The organism is Psychrobacillus sp. NPDC096623, from assembly GCF_044762655.1.
Classification (GTDB): Bacteria; Bacillota; Bacilli; order Bacillales_A; family Planococcaceae; genus Psychrobacillus.
This window is the reverse complement of record NZ_JBIWER010000004.1, coordinates 15222-34565: the sequence shown is the minus strand read 5'-3', so window position 1 is coordinate 34565 and position 19344 is coordinate 15222. Positions and strand designations below refer to the sequence as shown.

General features: G+C 38.2%; 18 protein-coding genes. 12 read left to right on the top strand and 6 right to left on the bottom strand.

All coding sequences use genetic code 11. The annotated features are described in order from the left end of the window. The first annotated feature begins 10 nt into the window (after window positions 1-10). The 3 genes from ACIQX2_RS12270 to ACIQX2_RS12260 are packed head-to-tail and all read left to right on the top strand — an operon-like array spanning window position 11 to window position 3966. Window positions 11-1285 (top strand): ABC transporter permease, encoded by a 1275-nt coding sequence (locus ACIQX2_RS12270; protein WP_402850629.1) that lies wholly within the window; start codon window positions 11-13, stop codon window positions 1283-1285. Further along, a complete protein-coding gene (locus ACIQX2_RS12265; protein ID WP_402850626.1) occupies window positions 1282-2391 on the top strand; it encodes an ABC transporter permease in 1110 nt (369 codons plus the stop codon). Before ACIQX2_RS12270 ends, ACIQX2_RS12265 begins: the two co-directional genes overlap by 4 nt. A gap of 15 nt (window positions 2392-2406) precedes the next feature. After that, entirely contained in the window at window positions 2407-3966 is a 1560-nt protein-coding gene (locus ACIQX2_RS12260; protein WP_402850623.1) for a GNAT family N-acetyltransferase, read from the top strand. Between the two features lie 276 nt (window positions 3967-4242). On the opposite strand, the gene ACIQX2_RS12255 is transcribed toward ACIQX2_RS12260, so the two are convergent. Genes ACIQX2_RS12255 through ACIQX2_RS12245 form a run of 3 tightly spaced genes read right to left on the bottom strand, consistent with a single transcriptional unit; the run spans window position 4243 to window position 6940 of the window. Beyond that, on the bottom strand, window positions 4243-4806 hold the full coding sequence (locus tag ACIQX2_RS12255; protein ID WP_402850620.1) for a hypothetical protein: 564 nt from the start codon (window positions 4804-4806) through the stop codon (window positions 4243-4245). Then, a complete protein-coding gene (locus ACIQX2_RS12250) occupies window positions 4803-5696 on the bottom strand; it encodes a hypothetical protein (protein ID WP_402850617.1) in 894 nt (297 codons plus the stop codon). The genes ACIQX2_RS12255 and ACIQX2_RS12250 overlap by 4 nt, the downstream gene beginning before the upstream one ends. A gap of 14 nt (window positions 5697-5710) precedes the next feature. Further along, window positions 5711-6940 carry a helix-turn-helix domain-containing protein gene (locus ACIQX2_RS12245; RefSeq protein WP_402850614.1) on the bottom strand — a complete coding sequence of 410 codons (1230 nt, stop codon included), beginning with the start codon at window positions 6938-6940 and terminating at the stop codon, window positions 5711-5713. Window positions 6941-7067: 127 nt separating this feature from the next. Here ACIQX2_RS12245 and ACIQX2_RS12240 point away from each other — a divergent pair, with 127 nt between their 5' ends. Further along, on the top strand, window positions 7068-8363 hold the full coding sequence (locus ACIQX2_RS12240) for an MFS transporter (protein WP_402850611.1): 1296 nt from the start codon (window positions 7068-7070) through the stop codon (window positions 8361-8363). Between the two features lie 150 nt (window positions 8364-8513). On the opposite strand, the gene ACIQX2_RS12235 is transcribed toward ACIQX2_RS12240, so the two are convergent. Then, on the bottom strand, window positions 8514-9677 hold the full coding sequence (locus tag ACIQX2_RS12235; RefSeq protein WP_402850609.1) for an MFS transporter: 1164 nt from the start codon (window positions 9675-9677) through the stop codon (window positions 8514-8516). Window positions 9678-9857: 180 nt separating this feature from the next. Continuing rightward, the gene (locus ACIQX2_RS12230; RefSeq protein WP_402850606.1) at window positions 9858-10271 is read right to left on the bottom strand and encodes a CBS domain-containing protein; all 414 of its coding nucleotides are present in this window, start codon (window positions 10269-10271) and stop codon (window positions 9858-9860) included. Between the two features lie 174 nt (window positions 10272-10445). On the opposite strand from ACIQX2_RS12230, the gene ACIQX2_RS12225 reads away from it, so the two are divergent. Then, window positions 10446-10583, top strand: coding sequence for an Lmo0850 family protein (locus tag ACIQX2_RS12225; protein ID WP_211895692.1), 138 nt, complete (start codon window positions 10446-10448; stop codon window positions 10581-10583). Window positions 10584-11100: 517 nt separating this feature from the next. Here ACIQX2_RS12225 and ACIQX2_RS12220 read toward each other — a convergent pair. Beyond that, window positions 11101-12282 carry an FtsW/RodA/SpoVE family cell cycle protein gene (locus ACIQX2_RS12220; RefSeq protein WP_402850601.1) on the bottom strand — a complete coding sequence of 394 codons (1182 nt, stop codon included), beginning with the start codon at window positions 12280-12282 and terminating at the stop codon, window positions 11101-11103. Window positions 12283-12436: 154 nt separating this feature from the next. Here ACIQX2_RS12220 and ACIQX2_RS12215 point away from each other — a divergent pair, with 154 nt between their 5' ends. The 7 genes from ACIQX2_RS12215 to cshA all read left to right on the top strand — a co-directional run bounded on the left by ACIQX2_RS12215 (window position 12437) and on the right by cshA (window position 19036). Continuing rightward, window positions 12437-13180, top strand: coding sequence for a hypothetical protein (locus ACIQX2_RS12215; protein ID WP_402850599.1), 744 nt, complete (start codon window positions 12437-12439; stop codon window positions 13178-13180). Between the two features lie 61 nt (window positions 13181-13241). Further along, window positions 13242-13577, top strand: a complete 336-nt coding sequence (locus ACIQX2_RS12210; protein WP_402850596.1) for a DMT family transporter — start codon at window positions 13242-13244, stop codon at window positions 13575-13577. Continuing rightward, entirely contained in the window at window positions 13577-13891 is a 315-nt protein-coding gene (locus tag ACIQX2_RS12205; protein WP_402850593.1) for a DMT family transporter, read from the top strand. The genes ACIQX2_RS12210 and ACIQX2_RS12205 overlap by 1 nt, the downstream gene beginning before the upstream one ends. A gap of 66 nt (window positions 13892-13957) precedes the next feature. Beyond that, the gene (locus ACIQX2_RS12200) at window positions 13958-15040 is read left to right on the top strand and encodes a D-alanine--D-alanine ligase (RefSeq protein WP_402850590.1); all 1083 of its coding nucleotides are present in this window, start codon (window positions 13958-13960) and stop codon (window positions 15038-15040) included. 5 nt (window positions 15041-15045) lie between these two features. Next, entirely contained in the window at window positions 15046-16416 is a 1371-nt protein-coding gene (locus tag ACIQX2_RS12195; protein ID WP_402850587.1) for a UDP-N-acetylmuramoyl-tripeptide--D-alanyl-D-alanine ligase, read from the top strand. Window positions 16417-16434: 18 nt separating this feature from the next. Beyond that, window positions 16435-17157 carry an alpha/beta hydrolase gene (locus ACIQX2_RS12190; protein WP_402850583.1) on the top strand — a complete coding sequence of 241 codons (723 nt, stop codon included), beginning with the start codon at window positions 16435-16437 and terminating at the stop codon, window positions 17155-17157. 334 nt (window positions 17158-17491) lie between these two features. Continuing rightward, window positions 17492-19036, top strand: coding sequence for a degradosome RNA helicase CshA (cshA, locus tag ACIQX2_RS12185; RefSeq protein ID WP_402850580.1), 1545 nt, complete (start codon window positions 17492-17494; stop codon window positions 19034-19036). Window positions 19037-19344: the final 308 nt, after the last annotated feature.

The window sequence follows — 19344 nt, the reverse complement described above, 5'->3', positions numbered from 1 at the left end:
AGATTAAGTGATGCTGTTTAGTTTAATTGCGAAGCAAATGAAAATGCTAATTCGAAATAAACAACCGTTAATAATATTGTTAGTCATGCCACTTGTTTTAATAACTATTCTTTCAAATGCTTTAGGGAGCATAATGGATGGTGGAGAAGAAGCGGCGATTCAAGCAAATTTGCTCATCGTAGATAATTCATCATGGGCTCAAGAGGAAAAAGCAATTAAGCTATTTTTAGAACAAGAAGGAGTAACAGGTCCTCCCTTGGAAGCCATGCTCATTCAATTTAAAAGTAGTGATCCGGTTGAGTTATTGCATGGCACCATTTTAGCTTCCGATGAAATGAAAAAGTATATTGCAGTAGACTATAAAAAGAATGTTGATTTAAAGGTTGCGCGGCAGGATGAAAACATAGATGGCATACTAAATATTCCTACTAATTTTCGATTGAATTATGTAAAATCAGCCTACTTTAATAACACTAACCTTCCAAACCTATCCTTATACTTAAACCAGGATAATGACATTCGTGCTTCCATTATCGTCTCTGTACTAACAGATTGGCAAACGGGCTATACACAATCAGCGGCACTTTTAGCGGCAGATTTATCACCTCAGGAAATCATGAGTAACGTCAGTAGTGTAGAGAAGATAGAGCAGACTTTAGAGGCAAATGAGCGGAAGATTCCTGCATCTATTTACTACACAGTCGGGATGTTAGTGATGTTTGCACTATATATGCCTGCTTTTCTAGCAGGCTTTGCACTGCAGGAAGTGCAATGGAAAGTATATGACCGTATTTTACTGGCTGGGATCTCTCCTGTTTTATATACACTTTCCATTTTCTTTACGGGAACATTCGTGGCATTTATCCAACAAGCGATGATGCTCTTATTTGGTATGTTTGTATTAGGAATAGAATGGATTAGTTTAGAAGCAATGGTCGTTATTATTGTTAGCTATAGCGTATTTGTTGGTGCATTATCAGCTTTATTGACAACTCTCCAGTTTCGAACAAAAACAGAAGGTATTGCGAATGTATTTAACGGGTTATTTATTACGGTATTTTCTTTCCTTGGTGGATCTTTCTTTAATATTCGAGATATTTCCGAAACGCTCGGGAAAATTGGTGATTTTACTCCCAATGGTGCAACAATGTCTGCCATACTGTCTATACAAAAAGGTCTGGATTTATCAGTTATTTGGCCCTTTATGTTGGCTATATATGTACTTGTCGTTGTTTGTGTATTACTATCCATTGTTTTCTTTCCGAGAAGAGGTGTAGCAGAATGAAGGGAATATGGATTGCTAGATTTCTGAATTTAAAACGTAAGCCTATCGTTTTAATCATGATGACGGTAATGACCTTAGTGATGGCATACGTGGTAGGTGGCTCTAGTAATGGAAAGATGAGTGTGGCAGTGGCTGTGGAGGATTCTGAAACGACTCAAGCAGTACTAGAAAGATTAAAGAAAGAGGAAGGCTACTCACTTCTAGAAATTACAGAAGAAGAGCTACAACAAGAGGCAAAAGAAGATATTCGTATGGTCGGTATTGGATTGAAAGAAACTTCTTATACTATTTATTCTGCCTCAGATTCTGATGGGGTAAGAAATCTATCCTTAATAGTTGAATCGGCTTATAGGGATAACAGTTTTAAACAGCAAGTTATTCAGGCAGGGGGAGAGGATGCTTGGGCAGAGTTAGAAGTAAGTTTAAACGAGGATCAAGCATTCCTCATACAAACAGAGGCAATGGATGAGTCCGAAGTCTTTCGTTATGACAATGCTCTGCAAAGCTTGTTCGGTTTTATGCTATTTTTTGTTTTTTACACGGTATCTATTAATGTTCAATTTATTTTAGATGATAAGCGCTCGGGTGTATGGAATCGTTTGAAGCTAGCGTCAGTTAGTAGATTCCAATTATACTTTGGGCATCTGTCTTTCAGTTATATTATTGGACTTGTTCAAGTACTGCTTGTCCTGGTCGTTTTCCGATATGTGTTAGGGACTAATATGTACGATGGCTTTTGGAAAGTAGTAATCATAGCTACTATCTATGTATTGCTTGTAATGGCGTTCTCTGTTTTTGTTATTTCATTAGTGAAAACAGTAAGTCAGAGCAGTATTATCATTTCACTTGTAGCGGTAGCCTTTGCAATGATTGGTGGGGCGTACTGGCCTCTAGAAATAGTGCAGTCGGAAGGATTACTTGCGATGAAATGGATTTCTCCTATCTATTATGCGATGGAATCTATGAAACGAGTGACGGTGTATGAGGGAACTTTGAGCAGTGTTGGGACGTATGTAAGTATGATGATCGGTATTGCAATAGTACTGATAGTGGTAGGCATTAGTTTATTGGAAAAAAGAACGGAACGCTATCATTCCAGCGAATAGATAGGGGAGATAGGGATGTATTGGTGTAAAATTGCACGAACAGAAAAAGAATTTGAAGCTATTGCGCGATTAAATTATGAAACGTTTGTGGAGGAGATTCCACAGCACGAGCCGGATCCAAGTGGGATGCGGGTCGATGCGTTTCATCATGAGAATGTATATGTCATTGTCCTGAAGGACCAAGAACTTGCGGGAATGGTAGCATTTCGAGCCGCCCGTCCTTTTTCTTTAGATTTGAAGCTTGGTCCGGTGGAGGAATTTCTGCCAAAGGATGCATTAAACGGTGTGTTATGCGAAGTTCGATTAATGGCTGTTGATAAGGCGCATCGAAACGGGCGAGTGTTTTATTACTTAGCTCGCGCTCTATCCGATTACGCTTACGAAAATGGATATGGAGCGGCAGTAATATCGGGAACAGTACGGGAACAGAAACTGTACAATCAGCTTGGTTTTGAACCGTTTGCTGATCCAGTAGGTACAGAGGAAGCAAAATTTATCCCAATGGTATTAACTAGAGACCGTTTCGATCAGTCCGTTGCAGCTCGATTTAAACAAAAGAGATATTCTTTTTATCCTGGGCCAGTACAACAATCGGGTGCCATACAACAAGCATTCTTAGTTCAGCCATTGTCCCATCGAACACATGAGTTTGAGGTCATGTTAGAGCGAGTGAAGGATAACCTATTATCGATGAGTGGTGCGGCATACGCTCACTTGCTATTAGGTAGTGGAACGCTCGCCAATGAAGCGATGATAGCGCAGATACACGTTTTGGGCGAGAGAGGATTAATCGTTAAAAACGGTGCCTTTGGAGACAGGTTGGAAAAACAAGCGGAGCGGTGGCAGTTATCTTTTGATGTTGCTTCTTTCGAATGGGGAAGCCCTTATAATCTAACGCTAATCGAAGAAAAGCTTGCTACAGGCGCTTATAGTTGGCTCTTAATGGTACACGGTGAAACCTCTACTGGGATGTTAAATAGGCTGGAGGAAATGAAATTATTATGTAACCGTTACAATGTATTGCTGTGTATGGATTGTGTAAGTTCATTTGGGGCACTACCCTTTAACTTAGAAGGAGTATATCTTGCCACTGGTGTAAGCGGGAAAGCTATTGGGACAATGAGCGGTTTAGCTTTTGTATTTGCTAACACCGAAATAACATCAAGTAGTAATATTCCTTCATATTTAGATCTAGGACTGAGCGTTAATAATAACATTCCTTTTACAATGCCTTCTCAGTTTGTACATAGTTTAGAGGTTGCGTTAAAGGCCTATGAAAAAGGAGAGAGGTACAATTTGTTGCATAGTCGCATGCGATTTATCGAAGAGGAAGTGTCCAAGCATGGAATCGAATTACTTTCAGATAATCACTATCCGATGATTTTCACATGGAAAGAGCCAAAGTTTCCTTACTTAGCGGAGGATGCAAGAATGTCTGGGTTCGACCTTCACTATAAAAGCGATTATCTAATCGTAAAGGGCTTGCTACAAGTATCCTGTATTCAACCAGATTTTGAAGACGCATGGATGAAGTTCATGAATTGGCTAGGAAACTATCGTGGGTATCATGACTAGTGTTATTGTGGAGCTAATCTTTGGAAAAGATAATTTGATGAACTAATAGTTAAGGTGCTACTGTCTATCAACACAACTAATGGTTAGTTGGAGCTTCTAAGGGTTGTAGGAGGGCGACGGATAGACAAACGCTGTTGTTGTGACGGACGTCACAACCAACCAGCATCCCTAAAAAATCACTCGGCAATCATATAGCAAAACGTCTGTCCAAAGCCCTTCGAAAACTATTGAAACAGGTTTTGAACTTAGAGGACTGGGCAAGTCTGCTCGATTTTCTTATACAAATTTCTCAATCACACTATCTTTAGGAAACTGTTTTTGTAAATGACGTAAGTATACAAGAAATGAAACCTCGATGATGAAAGAAGCAACAATAACAATAATCATTAATGTCATACTTATATCCATAGGAATGTTCATCAAAAAAGATTGGGTTAATGATGTACCAAGCGTTACGAGCATATACCAGGAGAACATCCGATTCGTTCTATTAAGGGCTTCATCTGTAGGAAGTAATTTTACAACAACACGTAATAAGACAAAAAGGTAATAAACAAGCACTATCTTGAATAGACTTAGCAAGCTTGGATAGTATACAAGCCATTTTAATTGCGGAATCATTTGTTCGTTCAAAAAGAAATTAGGCACAGATATAATGGCTAAAACAATACATAGTAATTTTAATTTTTCATATGATTGAGAGGATAAGGTCGCGATTTGCTTAATACCGTTGTATATGAAGATGTAGCCAATAAAATCAGGTAGAATATCTACAATAATCTGTATTTTTAGAAAGACGAAAAGAAAACCAATAATGAGTTGCTTGAATCCTTGTCTCATCTAAGTTCACCCCTTGCTTGTTGAACGATATCAACCACATCCTTATTTGAAAGGTTCGGTTCAATTAGTAGAGGGATAGTATGGGTAAAGGCTTTTCCGGATTCTGTTCTACCCGACCAATCATTTTCAATGTTCACATAAGAATCGCTATCTTTTATTTGAAATATTAGGCCGACTGAATCGCCCTTCTGAATTTCTAATGACCATTCTATGTCATCGTATAGTGGAGCATCAATTTCTTCCCAATTCTTGCTCATTATTTTTTCAACATTTATACTGGCGGAGGAGGTGTCGGATAATAACTGCACCTTGAGCTCTATCTGATTCATTAGTGAATCTGGTAGTTCAATTGCATTCATCCTAACAGTTTCGGCTGCCTCAAGAATATTTCCTTGAATCCCTTGGTTGCTTCCAAATGAAGCTTTGCTCGAAATGACATTCGTTACATTATGTGGTCTTTGGAAATTCATTTTTTCCAATTTAACAGGCACAACCTGACCATTTGTAAAGCGAGCGTATATTTCATTGGTTTGAACACCTTTTACTACTTGTTTCAAGGACTCCTCATCAAATGTAAAAATTGCTTGTTTTAAATATTGGTGTGTAAATTCCTGTCTGTACGATTGAGCAGTCGCATCCCCAAACCATGGAAAAAAATTTTGTTCATTGCTATAGGTAAAGCCGGCGGCAATTATGGATTCTAACTCCACAACCTCGCTGCTATTAGTCAAATAAAATAAAGAAAAGTTGGTATACTCAGTAGATTGAATATCAATATACGAATCCAATACGACAGGTTCTTCTAACTGATGGAGTTCAAAATAAATAATGTTACAAAGCCAGCTTATTATAATGACAATTAGTATTCCCCAAAACCAATTTTTCTTCAATAATCTGATTCCCCCTAACAACTCATCATTACTTGCTCATACGTAGTATGGATAAATAATTTATATGGTGTATCCGGCATTTTTTCAATGTTGGTCATTGCGACTTTTACAGCAACAACTGCCTTTTTTACTTGGTTTAGTTCTAGATAACATAATGCAATATATGCATCCTTCTCATAGAAAATAGATAAATCAATCGGATGATGGACGACATCAGGAATTCTCACCTCATCGAATACCTCCAATGCTTCTGCAACTCTTCCTAATCCGTATAAAGTCTTAGCTCTTTCAAGTTGGAAGTAAGGTGTAAATAATTTTACGTTAATCTGGTCAAGAGAGAACTTGCGGTACAAAGCATCTGCCTCTATGTACATTTTTTGGTATGTATTTAAGTAATGTATATTAGCATAATGGATAAAAGCTTTAGAATCCTCGTCATCAGCAAATTCGCTATAGGCTTCCAGTTTTTTTAAATAATAATCCTTTTTTTCTACGTTTTCTTCCATCATTGCATGTGCTGCTGCTAGCCTAAATAAATTATCTATTTGTTTAAATATTTTATGTTCATTGGAATAGAGAATAGCATCGTTCATCACTTGAATGGCATCTGTATTTTTGCCTACCGCAAAGTAAAGTACTGCTTCTAAATAGTCATAATCCATACGCGATAATGGATCTATCCATAGGGGGTTTTCTTCTAGTTTTTTTCGTTCCTCTAACAAAACATCTAGCGCAATTTGATATTGGTGATTCATAAATGGAATTATTGCAAGATTTCTTCCTATGTCAGCGCTTTTAGTTATCAAGTGTAAGTCTTCGTACATTTTTGCAACCTTTTTCAGTAGCGCAACAGATTCATCTGGAGAAGAGTATGCTAAGCATCTTCCGTATATGTCGAGTAATCGCGTCGCCTCATATCCTTGAGTTAGTTTTGGTATATAGGGTTCTATTAGATTTTTCACCTGTTCAAGCTCATCTGCAAACTCATAATCCTTTTTGTTGAGCAGTAATTCTGCTTGATCCAGAACCTTTCGCAACTCTTGTCCGCTTATATCTTCCAGTAACTCAGTTACTTCAACACCTAGCTGTGATGCGATATAATTCAAGCTTTCCATAGAGGGGTTTGCTTTGTTGTTCTCTATTAAACTGAGCATTCCCTTTGTTAACTCTGTGCCTGCCAAAGTTTCAAGCGTCATTTTTTGTAGTTTACGTAATGATCGAATGCGTTCGCCTAATGTGGACAATTTTTTCACCTCTTTAATATAGTTTAATTATATTAAACTTTTGGTTGAAATGAAAGGGTGGATATGATATTATTTGTTTAATAAAATTAAACTTTTTGATTATTCTTAAAACAAAGGGGTAGGAAAGATGGATGGAGTATTAAAGCTTAAAAAGGCAACATATCACTTGTGGACGTTCACAATCAGTAAGTTAGTTTCCACTTTTGGTGCTCAGGTGTATGCCTTTGCAATTAGCTTTTACATTTTGCAGTTAACTGGATCGGCATCCAGTTTTGCACTTAATTTGATTTGTAGTATTTTACCGAGGACATTGGTTGCCCCATTTGCAGGATACGCTGCAGACAAATATTCTCGAAAAATGATTGTCATCGTATCACAGATTGCTACAACTGCTGCGGTTGGTGGATTACTCATTGTGAGTTTGACAGCGGGTCTGTCGTTAGTTGCCATTTATAGTACGACCGTAATATTATCGTTAACATCTTTATTTTCAGGGGTAACATTTAGTTCATCCATTACTGGATTAGTAGATGAGGGGCGGATTCAAAAAGCGATGTCGCTTAACCAAATGTCCATTTCGTTTGCGGCAATTGGGAGCCCAGCATTAGGAGGGCTTCTATACGGAGCAGTGAAGATGCCTGTATTTCTAATCATGTATATGGTGGCTTCCATTATTGCAGTAATTTTGGAATCTACGATGGACTTTAAACTATTTGCGAAGCGAAAAGAAATAGTAGAAGGGGAACCAAAGGAACCAATGCTTGAGAGTATGAAAGCAGGCTTCCGTTATTTAATGCAACAACCCATTTTGAAAACGATGATAGGGATCTCACTATTTATCAATTTTTTGTTTGGCGCTTATCTGGTAGGTTACTCCTTTATCCTGATTGAGAAGTTAAAGGTTACTCCAGAGCATTTTGGATTTACGGAAGGGGCATTTGCGATTGGAATGCTGTTGTTGTCAATTTATTTTTCGACACGAAAGGAATTGAAATATCCGTTTTTAGTATCTAAATGGAGTATCGTTGTTATGGGAGTTCTTATGGGAGCTGTTGCCTTGCCGTTAATAATAAATATGTCTTATACAGTAATCGTTGTATTTTATTTCACCTTGATGTTTTTCTTTGGAGTATCTATGATTGTAACGAACACTCCGATACAGGTAATGATGCAGAAAATGATAGAGGACGATTATAAAGGACGCGTATTTTCAATAATAGAAACTTGCGCCATGGCTCTAATGCCGCTTGGAATGGTATTGTTTGGATTCTTATATGATGTTTTTCCCGCAGAAAGCATTTTAATTGTCTCTAGTATTTTACTAATATTAGTAACTCTATTTTTGGCAAGACCTTCAGTAGTTAGAGCTGCACATCCGGAGCTTGAACAGAAAAGAGTAGAGTATTTGAAAACAGACAGCTAGTTAGGTTTGGGCATAAGAGAGAGTGCTGTTCCTATGAGAATGTGAGCCATTAACTCGTGTAAAAAAAGAAATCCACTTTGATATTGGCAGGCTTAATCCAGAAAAAAACAGGTGGAGGGAAATTTCCCTTCACCTGTTTTTGCAATAAGCCTATGCAACTGACTTCAATGATTTCGTTGATTTGCGATATGCGAAGATTAATCCGATAGAAACAACTGCAAGCACCCCGGAAAGCATATAAATATTGTCAGGTTGTTTTGTAAATAACCAAGCAAATAATAATGGGCCGACAATACGACCTAAGTTATCCATCGAGTAGGACATACCCGCAGCTGTGCCATAGCGTCCGCCAGACTCTTTCGTAGTTAGCGAGACAATTGTTGTTCGAGCTAATGCATTTCCTGCAGTGAACACACAGAGAGACAGTCCAGCCCAGAAAATACTTTGCGTGAAAACAGTCATGAATAATCCGACCGCTGTAGCAATTTGCGCATATAATAGCCATTTTGTTTCTGTGCCATTTTTAATGCGGCGCACGACACCACCTTGAATAGCTGCATCAACAAACCCACTGAACATAAACAAATATCCTATTTGTAATGGAGTAATTTCGATTCGTTCAATTTGGAACAACTGAAACGTAGCCTCAAGACCAGCAAGTAAAAATGTCACCATGAACGAAAATAAGAATAGATATTTAATACGGTAGCTCCATAAACTAGCTGCTCCTTTCGGAAGAAGTGCTCGTTTATTGGCTTCGCCAGTGCGATCCGGTTCCTTTAAAATGATTAGAGCATACACAAAAATTGTGAGTAATAAAATCGCGGAAGCTGTAAAAGGAAGTGCCAAATCTATATGTCCCAATACTCCACCGATTGCTGGACCGAATATGAACCCTAAACCAATCGACATGCCAAGAAAACCCATATATTTATTGCGGTTCTCTTCATTAGATAAATCCGCTGCAAATCCTGTTACCGCAGCATAAAGGGCTCCAGAAAATAATCCACCAACTACACGAGACAGGTAAAGCATAAATAACGAATCAAAAAATAATGAAAACAACCAAAAGCTCAAAGAGAATCCTACTAATCCAACTAAAATAAGTGTTTTACGCCCAATCCGATCAGATAGAATTCCCCAAAGTGGAGCAGTGAAGAATGAAGCTAAAGAGTAAACTGTCAATAAACCGCCAACGTGAATTTCATTATAATTTTGCTCTAATATAACCTCTGGCAATACAGGAATAATAATTCCAAAGCCAAGATAAACTAAAAATTGGATAGACATTAATATCAATAAAACCTTTTTCATGCATCGAACCCGCTTTCTGCAAATCTTATGAACTCTATATTACACGTTTTTAAATAGTTTGGCACGATGTAATTGGATATCATATGAGACAACAGAAACCGAGTTAAAGATCACCAAAACACCTGCAACCTATGGTGAATAAATGTAAAGAGCCATCCTAATTTAGGATAGCTCCAATGTTTAGAATTGCCGCGGTTCGGATATACTTTCCATAGCACTAGAAATTTCTTGGACATGTGGAAAAGGAAAAGCTAAATCCGCTAAAGATACAAAGCCAACGAGTTTACCATTCTCCATTACGGGAAGTCGCCGAACTTGATGGCGCGCCATAACAATAGAGGCTTCGGATGTGGAATCTTCTGGGGAGACGGAAATTACGGACTTAGTCATGACATCCTCTACTTTGCTTTTCATATCCCTAGCAACCGACCTTGTCACTATATCCCGATCTGTAATCATTCCAACTAATTTTTTGTTACTGACAACTGGCAAACAGCCGATGTCTAGTGTTCGCATTTGATCTGCCACTTCACTGACGTAATCCTGTGGATTGCAAGTTACTACTTCTTTACTCATTACATCTTTTACATTCAAATCATTCACTCCTTTAGGGAATAGCATGGTTTACAAGTAGATAATATATGTAACAAAATTGAAAGATTAAACTTAGGTAAAAAGTGGTATAATAAAACGGAGAATTTAGTTAAAATAAAGAAACTTTTTTAAAAGAAAATCGTAATTATTAAATAGAAGGACGAGGTGCATTCAATGGCAAAGGAAGTTGATTTGAAGAAAATTGTAAGTAATCTTTCAAAGCTCGGTGTTACTGTTACAATGACGAAATCTAGACTTGACCTACTGAAAGCTTTAGCACCACCAGCACAAAGTCCTCATGCGCAAAACTAAAAAGAAGGTGACTCTTAAATTTCGTTAAGAAACGAATAGAGTCACCTTCTTTTTAAATATAAAAGTATTTATACCGTGAACACTTAGGTTCAAGATTGTTTAAGAATGAACAACCACTTGATTTTCGTTCCAGACGGACGCTTTCCGCGGGCGTTGCCTCAGCCTCCTCGCTTCGCTGCGGGGTCTTCGCCTAACGCTTATCCCGCTGGAGTCGCCGCCTTCCACTCCAATCAAATAGTGTGTAGTAGTGTATTACTTCACTAAAAAATTGAGCAAAAGCATATCGCTAAGATAATATAATTTGATAAAGTTTTTTAGGATTAAATTAGTAGTGATCTTATAAACTATCCATATTTAAAGTGGCTATTGTTGATTGAAGCGCAGGGCGGCGACTCCAGTGGGACAGCACGAGGGAGAGACTACAGGCTCGAGCCGTGCCCACGGAAAGCGTCCGCCCCGGAGTGGAAATCAACATTATGAGGATTTTATTGCTTTTTACTCATTTGCCCAGCTTGCCTCAATCGTCTTCGTTTTTCGCGAACATATACGTTCGATGATGAAACTTCATACTAAATACTAAACCAATGGCGAGCATATTCCCCATGAGTGAACTACCACCGTAGCTTATGAATGGCAGAGGTATACCAGTAATAGGTAATAACTGAATTGTCATTCCAATATTTTCAAATACATGGAAGGTGATCATTGCGATAATACCTGCACATACATACGTGCTATACGCATCCTTTAACTGAAGCGTAATTTTCGTCAAATGATAAATAAGTAAGAAGTAAAGGCTCACTACAATACTTGCTCCTACAAAACCATACTCTTCACCAATGACAGCAAATATAAAGTCGGTATGATTTTCTGGAACATAGACAATCCGTTCGCCGTAGCCTTTACCGAATATTTCCCCTGAGCCAATGGCATTTAATGAGGAGATTAAGTGCATCCCTTCATCTGAAGCATAAGAATAAGGGTCCAACCAAGAATATATACGTGCGAATTGGTACGGGTTAAAGCCGAAATTGTCAGCTAAAAAGTCTTGCATATAGACGGCCATCCATAAAAGTAGACCGCCAATTCCTATTCCCCCTAAAAAGATTGGAAGTATTATTTTCCATGTAATCCCAGCGACTATAATGAGAGCTACAGTAATTGCAAGGAATACTAATGAAGTACCGAGATCGGGCTGAGTCATGATAAATGCGAGTGGAACGATTAATGTTCCCCCCATTTTGGCTAGCAATATTAAATCGGTCTTAACTGTTTTAATAAGATTTCTCTCATGATGCATGGTGATTAATCGGGCAAGTCCCAGTATATAAAAAGTTTTCATAAATTCGGCAGGCTGAATATCACCTATAGGTAAGTGAAACCAACTCTTTGCACCATTCATTGGTTTTACTAGAGCTAAACTATCGGGAAGTAAGAAAAGCACAATCAGTAAAAATACTCCAATACCGTAAATATACCAAGATAACTTTTTATATTGTTCTGGTTCAAAAAACATGACAAATCCAATAATAATAGAACCAATAATATACCAAACAAGCTGTTTAGGGATAAAATTTATCCCATATTGTCCAGTTGTTTGTGCAGAAGAAATAGCAAACAAGCTAATGATTAGAAATAATAATAAAATAAAAGCAAGTGTCCAATCGAAACGATCAGCAAAGCCTTTTTTGTTTTCCATGTAAGTCACCTAAATTTCCTTCGAATTTCATTCACCTATTATAGCGTATTTTGAAATTTTTTGCTTGTTGGTTTAATAGAGACGTGAGAGGGAATAAAGATGTTTCCTTGTAAAAATCATGCTATTATTAGGAACAGATAAAGGAGTGATCTTAGTGGCAAAAAAAGAAGTTAGAGATACAGATGAGTATTTAACTCATATATATGTTCACGTTAATGAAGTAGAGCACTTTGCTCTATTTAGCGGGATTACGGTTCAACAGTTTATAAGAAATTTCTCTGACTTGTCAGCTCTTTTATTACTCAAACATTGTTATGATGATGCTTCTTTTAATATGCATACACAGCTAGAATTTATCGTTCCGGAGCAGTATAACCATTTTATAAAGGGTTATGTGGAAAAACCTTCTGAACTATGCTTCATGGATTTTGAAGATGAACGTAAATTGAATATGCTTTCTCCACAAGAACAAGCAGAGCTACTATACATAGCACATAAAAAAGAAGCAATTCGCTCCCCGTTTTATCATCACCTACAAAATAGATTTGTCTATTTAACAGACGAGGGTGAGAAAATAACAAAAATCTATTTCCGAGATGCGGAGGATTTCGATCATTTAGTTGCAAATGTCTTTACTCAGTTGATTGGTGAAAAATCTAAATCTACAGCTTTTTGGCGTAAAAAGAATAATATTGTATTACCGAGATTATCTGCAGAAAAGGTTACAGCACATAACGAACTATTTGAAGATGGTGTGTTAATGTCTTTGTACAAAACAGATAAATCTAATTATGGAATTGAAATTCGTATTCTCCCGGAAAATATTTTCCCAGATGAAGTGTTGGAGGATTTAAAGTTATATATGTCTAAGCCAGCAGATGTCTTGATAGAAGTATAAATAAGAACGCTTTTGCTACGAGGAAATAGCAGAGGCGTTTATTAGGTAATGGGGTGTAATAATGGCCTGGATATTATTAATAATGGCTGGATTGACGGAAATAGTATGGGCAATTGGTCTAAAGGAGGCTCACGGCTTCACAGAGCTTGTCCCATCTATCATAACGATTGTGTTTTTAATCGTGAGCTTTTTCCTCTTCGCCCAAGCGATGAAGACGATTCCGATTGGTACTGCATATGCTATATTCACAGGGATTGGAGCTGCAGGCACGGCTGTTGTTGGGATATTTTGGTTTGAGGAAGCAGTTAGCATCGGGAAAGTATTCTTTTTATTTGTCTTACTTTTTGGGATTATCGGTCTCAAATTAGTCGACGATGAAGAGGAGGCGAATAGCTAATGGAGTGGTTTTTATTAATAATTGCTGGTGTATTTGAAGTAGCCTTTGTTATTAGTATGAAGCTATCAAACGGCTTCAAAAATATAAAATTTACAATTCTCACCGTCATTTCAGCTTCTTTAAGCTTTTTCTTGTTATCTCTAGCCTTAAAAGAAATAGCAGTCGGTACTGGTTATGCGGTATGGACAGGAATTGGAGCTGCTGGAAGCGTTCTGATGGGTATGTATATATTTCAAGAGAAAAAAAGTAGAAAAAAATTGTTCTTTTTAAGTTGTATTATTATGGGAGTAGTAGGTCTTAAATTGTTCGGATAAATGCTCAACTATTGAGGCTGTCCGTGATAAACTAATAGTATCCAAAACATGGAGGTAATTGAACCAATGAAAATTAAAGTAGGCTTATTATACGGTGGGAAATCTGCAGAGCATGAAGTGTCGCTATTAACGGCAAAGGCAGTTTCTCAAGCGATCAATTTTGATAAATATGAAGTATTTCCAATTTTCATCACGAAAACAGGTGAATGGAGAAAAGAAAGTCAGTTAACGGCACCAGTAGAGTCAATAGAATCTCTACAGTTCGGCAACGAAATAACAAATCCAAATACAATTACTAGTTTTCTACCGAAACAAGGGGACGATGCAACTCAACTGGATGTGATTTTCCCTCTGCTGCACGGACCTAACGGGGAAGATGGAACGGTACAAGGATTGCTTGAAGTATTGAATCTGCCGTATGTAGGTAATGGTGTATTGGCATCTGCTGCTGGAATGGATAAAGTGGTGATGAAGCAATTATTTGCACAAGCTGGCTTATCTCAAGTTCCTTATGTCTACTTTATAAGTAAAGAGTGGAAAAAGAATCAGGATGCTTTGCTTCAAAAAATAGAAGGAAACTTAAAATGGCCTTTATTTGTAAAGCCTGCGAATCTTGGTTCTAGCGTAGGGATTAGTAGAGTTACAAATCGAGAAGAGCTTATTAAAGCGGTAGAATATGCCTTTAAATACGATCGAAAAATTATAGTGGAGCAAGGAATTGTAGCACGTGAAATTGAAATGAGTGTTCTTGGAAATGATGAACCAAGATGCTCTGTTGCGGGAGAGGTACTACCGACAAAGGATTTTTATGACTACGAAGCAAAATATGAGGATGGTACGACAAATTATGCAATTCCTGCGGAAGTTTCTACAGAGCTTCAAGCGAAATTAGAGGATGCAGCTATTCGTGCGTTCAAAATATTGGATTGTTCGGGACTTGTTCGGGCAGACTTTTTTGTAACGGATCAAGAAGAAGTTATTATCAATGAAGTAAATACAATGCCGGGCTTTACACCAATCAGCATGTATCCAAAGCTATGGATGGAGTCAGGACTATCTTATCCAGGTTTAATAGAAGAACTTATTCGTCTGGCAATCGAACGCCACGAAGAAAAGCAAATGCTTGAACACTCGAAAGACGGGAAGTGACTAGATTGAAAAAAACATTAGGACAAATTGCTGAATGGTTGCAAATTGAAAAGAAAATAAACGATAATCCTGTCGTAACGGGAGTTTCTATTAATACTCGCACCATTCAGCCAGGAGACTTATTTATCCCTTTTCGTGGAGAACAAGTAAATGGGCATAAATTTGTGCAGGATGCTTTTGCAAAAGGAGCGACCGCATCTCTGTGGCTGAAGGACGAACCGAACCCACCTGAGGACGTTCCTCTCTTATTTGTTGATAGTGGGGAAAAGGCACTTCAACAAATGGCAGAGGCATATCGCGCTGAATTGCAGTCGGTTTTTATCGGAATTACTGGATCGAACGGGAAAACATCTACAAAGGATTTAGTAGCAGGCATGCTGTCTCCTTATTTTCGTGTAAAAAAAACAGAGGGTAACTTTAATAATGAACTTGGTCTACCTTTAACAATTCTTTCATTAGACGAAGATACAGAGTTTGCAGTACTCGAAATGGGTATGAGTTCATTCGGAGAAATCGAGTTTTTATCCAATTTAGCGAAACCGAAATATGTTGTCATTACAAATATTGGAGAAGCTCATATGCAGGACCTTGGCTCTCGTGAAGGCATTGCAAAAGCGAAGTTTGAAATCATTGCAGGGTTGGATGCTGCGGGTCAATTATTCTATGACGGTGATGAACCATTGCTTCATCCATTCATTGAGAAAAACCCGACATTACAAGCTAAATCATTTGGTACTCAGGAGCAAAATGATTTGCGTATTGACGAGATAAATTTCACAGAGCAGGGAAGTGCGTTTCGCGTAACAGGTGAACTTAACGAGGAAATGTCTATTCCCGTGTTAGGGGAGCATCAAGTAAAAAATACACTCGCTGCACTGTTAATTGGAAAAGAAGTTGGATTGACTGCAGAGCAGATGCGAGATGCTTTAAAACAAATAGTTTTAACGGATATGCGTATGCAGGTGATTGAAGGAAATAACGGGACAATTTTCATCAATGATGCATATAATGCCGCTCCAACATCAATGCGAGCTGCGATTTCCTTCCTGGAAAAGTCAGCTATTAAATCAGACAAGTGGCTTGTATTAGGAGATATGCTCGAGCTTGGAGACAACGAGCAGCAATACCATGAAGACATGAGCAAGTCGATTTCAAGCGCCGCCTTTAGTGGCGTTTGCTTGTATGGACCTCGTATGGAGTGGTTATATAACAAGCTAGTAGGAGAGTTCTCAGCTGAGCAACTGATCTGGACCGTGGACAACACAGAAAAACTAGTTACTTTTTTAAAAAATAAAATAAATGATGACACAATTGTTTTAGTGAAGGGCTCAAGGGGAATGAAGTTAGAAAGAGTGATTGAGCCTTTTCAAAACTAAACGACGGGTGTGGGGACGATGAAAACAGGAGTATTAGGCATACATGGTTTTACAGGTGGACCATATGAGATTCAACCATTTATGGACTATTTGCAGGCGCATACAGACTGGCAAATCGTTGTCCCTACGTTACCTGGTCATGGAGAAACGTTGGAGCTAAAAAATGTATCGGCAGAATCGTGGATGATGGCTGCGGAACAGGCGCTTCGACAACTACAAAAAGAAGTGGACCGGATCATTATAGTAGGTTTTTCGATGGGTGGAATCATCGCGATGTATTTAGCCAATCGCTATCCCATTCACAAGCTTGTTTTATTGAGTGCCGCAGCAAAATACATTTATCCAGCACAGCTTTTACAAGATATAAAAGACATGATAAAAGATACAGTAACAGGGAAGCTCGAGGAAAATACATTATACAAACGCTATAGCGAGAAATTGAAAGATACACCATTTCCTGCGACGTTAGAATTTATGCGTTTAGTACGAATAGTTCAGCCCTATTATGGCCAAATTACAGTACCAGTCTATATTGTCCAAGGTAAAAAAGATGGAATTGTCCCTTATGCCACTGCCCAATTTATCTACGATAAAATTGGTTCTTTGAAAAAAGAAATAGTTTATTCGGAATCAGGGAAACATCATATTTGCTATTGCGATGACTGCGAAGATTGGTTTAACACTGCACTCTTATTTTTAACAGGAGAAGAAGAGGAGGAGAGACCGCGAGTAATTAACTAATAATTATAACAGTTGCTTATTAATTGCAACTGACAATGTTGCATGATATACTACGTTTAGAGCAATGGATACATTTTGTGTGAAGACTCTTCAGCGTTTATTGAAGAGTACTTTTTTTTGAACATAACGGTTTGTTGAAGTAGTATTGCACAATCACTCATTAACAGACCGCTCGGCAAAAGACCGGGCTTTCCCTTTATATAAGACCCCTCTGATCTAAAACCACAGAGAATTTTAAGTAACGGAAACGTTCCTCGTATAGGCTCGAATTTGCCGCAATTTCATCTGAAAATGTAACCATTTGTCAAAACAGAACAAAAAGGAGATTAAAATTTTGACAAATTTTTCAGAACTAAATATTAGCGCTTCTACATTAAAATCCGTACAACGTATGGGGTTTGAAGAAGCAACACCAATCCAAGAAGGTACTATTACACATGCTATGGGTGGACGCGATGTTATCGGTCAAGCACAAACTGGTACAGGTAAAACTGCAGCGTTTGGTATTCCAATGATCGAAAAAATAGATACTAAAAACCCGAATATTCAAGCATTAATCATCGCTCCAACACGTGAACTTGCAATCCAAGTTTCGGAAGAGCTTTACAAATTAGGATATGACAAAAAGGTTCGTCTATTATCAGTATACGGTGGGCAAGAAATTAGCCGTCAAATCCGTGCACTTAAAAACAAGCCACAAGTTATCGTAGGGACACCAGGTCGTATTCTTGACCATATTAACCGTCGCACGTTGAAACTTGATCAAGTTCAAACACTTATCTTAGACGAAGCAGATGAAATGCTTAACATGGGATTCATCGAAGATATCAACACAATTTTAGAAAGCGTTCCTCCTGAGCGTCAAACATTATTGTTCTCAGCTACAATGCCAGGACCGATTCGTAAAATTGCTGAACGCTTCATGAAAGATCCAGTTGAAGTAAAGATTAAGTCTAAAGAAATGACTGTTGAAAATATTGAACAGTTCTATGTAAAAGCTACTGAGCGTGAAAAATTTGATGTTCTTTCTAGAATATTAAATGTTCATCAACCAGAACTTGCGATTATCTTTGGTCGTACAAAACGTAGAGTGGACGAATTAGCACAAGCTCTAAGCATTCGTGGTTACCTTGCAGAAGGAATTCATGGTGATTTAAGCCAAGCAAAACGTATGTCAGTATTAAAACAATTCAAATCAGGTAAAATTGATATCCTTGTCGCAACTGATGTAGCGGCACGTGGATTAGATATCTCTGGCGTAACGCATGTATATAACTTTGATGTTCCACAAGATCCTGAAAGCTATGTTCACCGTATCGGTCGTACAGGTCGTGCAGGTAAAAGTGGTATCGCTACTACATTCGTAACACCTAGAGAGATGGGTTACTTACGTATCGTTGAGAATACAACGAAAAAACGTATGGAAGCTTTAATCCCTCCAAGTTCAGATGAAGCACTAGTTGGACTTAAACGTGTAGCAGTAGAATCTTTATCTGAAATTGTAAACAAAAATGATTTAGGCGATTATCGTCCATTAGCAAAAGAAATGCTTGAGAAGTTTGAAGCAGTGGATGTTATAGCTGCAGCTTTAAAATCATTGACAAAAGAACCGAATGATACTCCGATTTCTCTTTCTGAAGAACGTCCACTTCCTGCTCGTGGAGAACGTGGAGGCGGACGCAGTGGCGGCGGTGGTTACAAAGGTAACCGTAGCGGCGGCGGACGTAGTTCATCTGGTGGTCGTGGCGGAAGCAGCGATCGCGGATCTCGTTCAGGTGGCGGTTCACGCCCAAGTTCTAGCGGACGTCGTAGCAGTGGTCCACGTGACGGCTCTACACAACGTAGCACAAGAACTCGCTCATCACGCAGCGAAAACTAAAAAGAAAAGCGTAAGACGCTGTTCAGCAGCCGAAATCACTGGAAGACTTGAAGCAAAAGGCCGCCTTTTACCTTTTCTACAAGTCTGAAGTGATCGAGTTGTTGGCGTCTGAAGCTAGATAATATGAAAGGATGAGCTTACATTTCGATGTAAGCTCATCCTTTTTCTTGTGAGAATGCTGTTTTATTAGGCAAAAATACAAACTTTGCATCAATGATGGTTAACAATATTATGAAACAAAGTTTCGCCAACTTGGAAGACTCCTATAAAAGTGAAACATTTTACTGTCTGTTTCGTATACAATGAGG

Coding starts and splice junctions, on each gene's coding strand:
- ACIQX2_RS12270 (WP_402850629.1), top strand. CDS start 11: ATGCTGTTTAGTTTAATTGCGAAGCAAATGAAAATGCTAATTCGAAAT.
- ACIQX2_RS12265 (WP_402850626.1), top strand. CDS start 1,282: ATGAAGGGAATATGGATTGCTAGATTTCTGAATTTAAAACGTAAGCCT.
- ACIQX2_RS12260 (WP_402850623.1), top strand. CDS start 2,407: ATGTATTGGTGTAAAATTGCACGAACAGAAAAAGAATTTGAAGCTATT.
- ACIQX2_RS12255 (WP_402850620.1), bottom strand. CDS start 4,806: ATGAGACAAGGATTCAAGCAACTCATTATTGGTTTTCTTTTCGTCTTT.
- ACIQX2_RS12240 (WP_402850611.1), top strand. CDS start 7,068: ATGGATGGAGTATTAAAGCTTAAAAAGGCAACATATCACTTGTGGACG.
- ACIQX2_RS12235 (WP_402850609.1), bottom strand. CDS start 9,677: ATGAAAAAGGTTTTATTGATATTAATGTCTATCCAATTTTTAGTTTAT.
- ACIQX2_RS12225 (WP_211895692.1), top strand. CDS start 10,446: ATGGCAAAGGAAGTTGATTTGAAGAAAATTGTAAGTAATCTTTCAAAG.
- ACIQX2_RS12220 (WP_402850601.1), bottom strand. CDS start 12,282: ATGGAAAACAAAAAAGGCTTTGCTGATCGTTTCGATTGGACACTTGCT.
- ACIQX2_RS12210 (WP_402850596.1), top strand. CDS start 13,242: ATGGCCTGGATATTATTAATAATGGCTGGATTGACGGAAATAGTATGG.
- ACIQX2_RS12205 (WP_402850593.1), top strand. CDS start 13,577: ATGGAGTGGTTTTTATTAATAATTGCTGGTGTATTTGAAGTAGCCTTT.
- ACIQX2_RS12200 (WP_402850590.1), top strand. CDS start 13,958: ATGAAAATTAAAGTAGGCTTATTATACGGTGGGAAATCTGCAGAGCAT.
- ACIQX2_RS12190 (WP_402850583.1), top strand. CDS start 16,435: ATGAAAACAGGAGTATTAGGCATACATGGTTTTACAGGTGGACCATAT.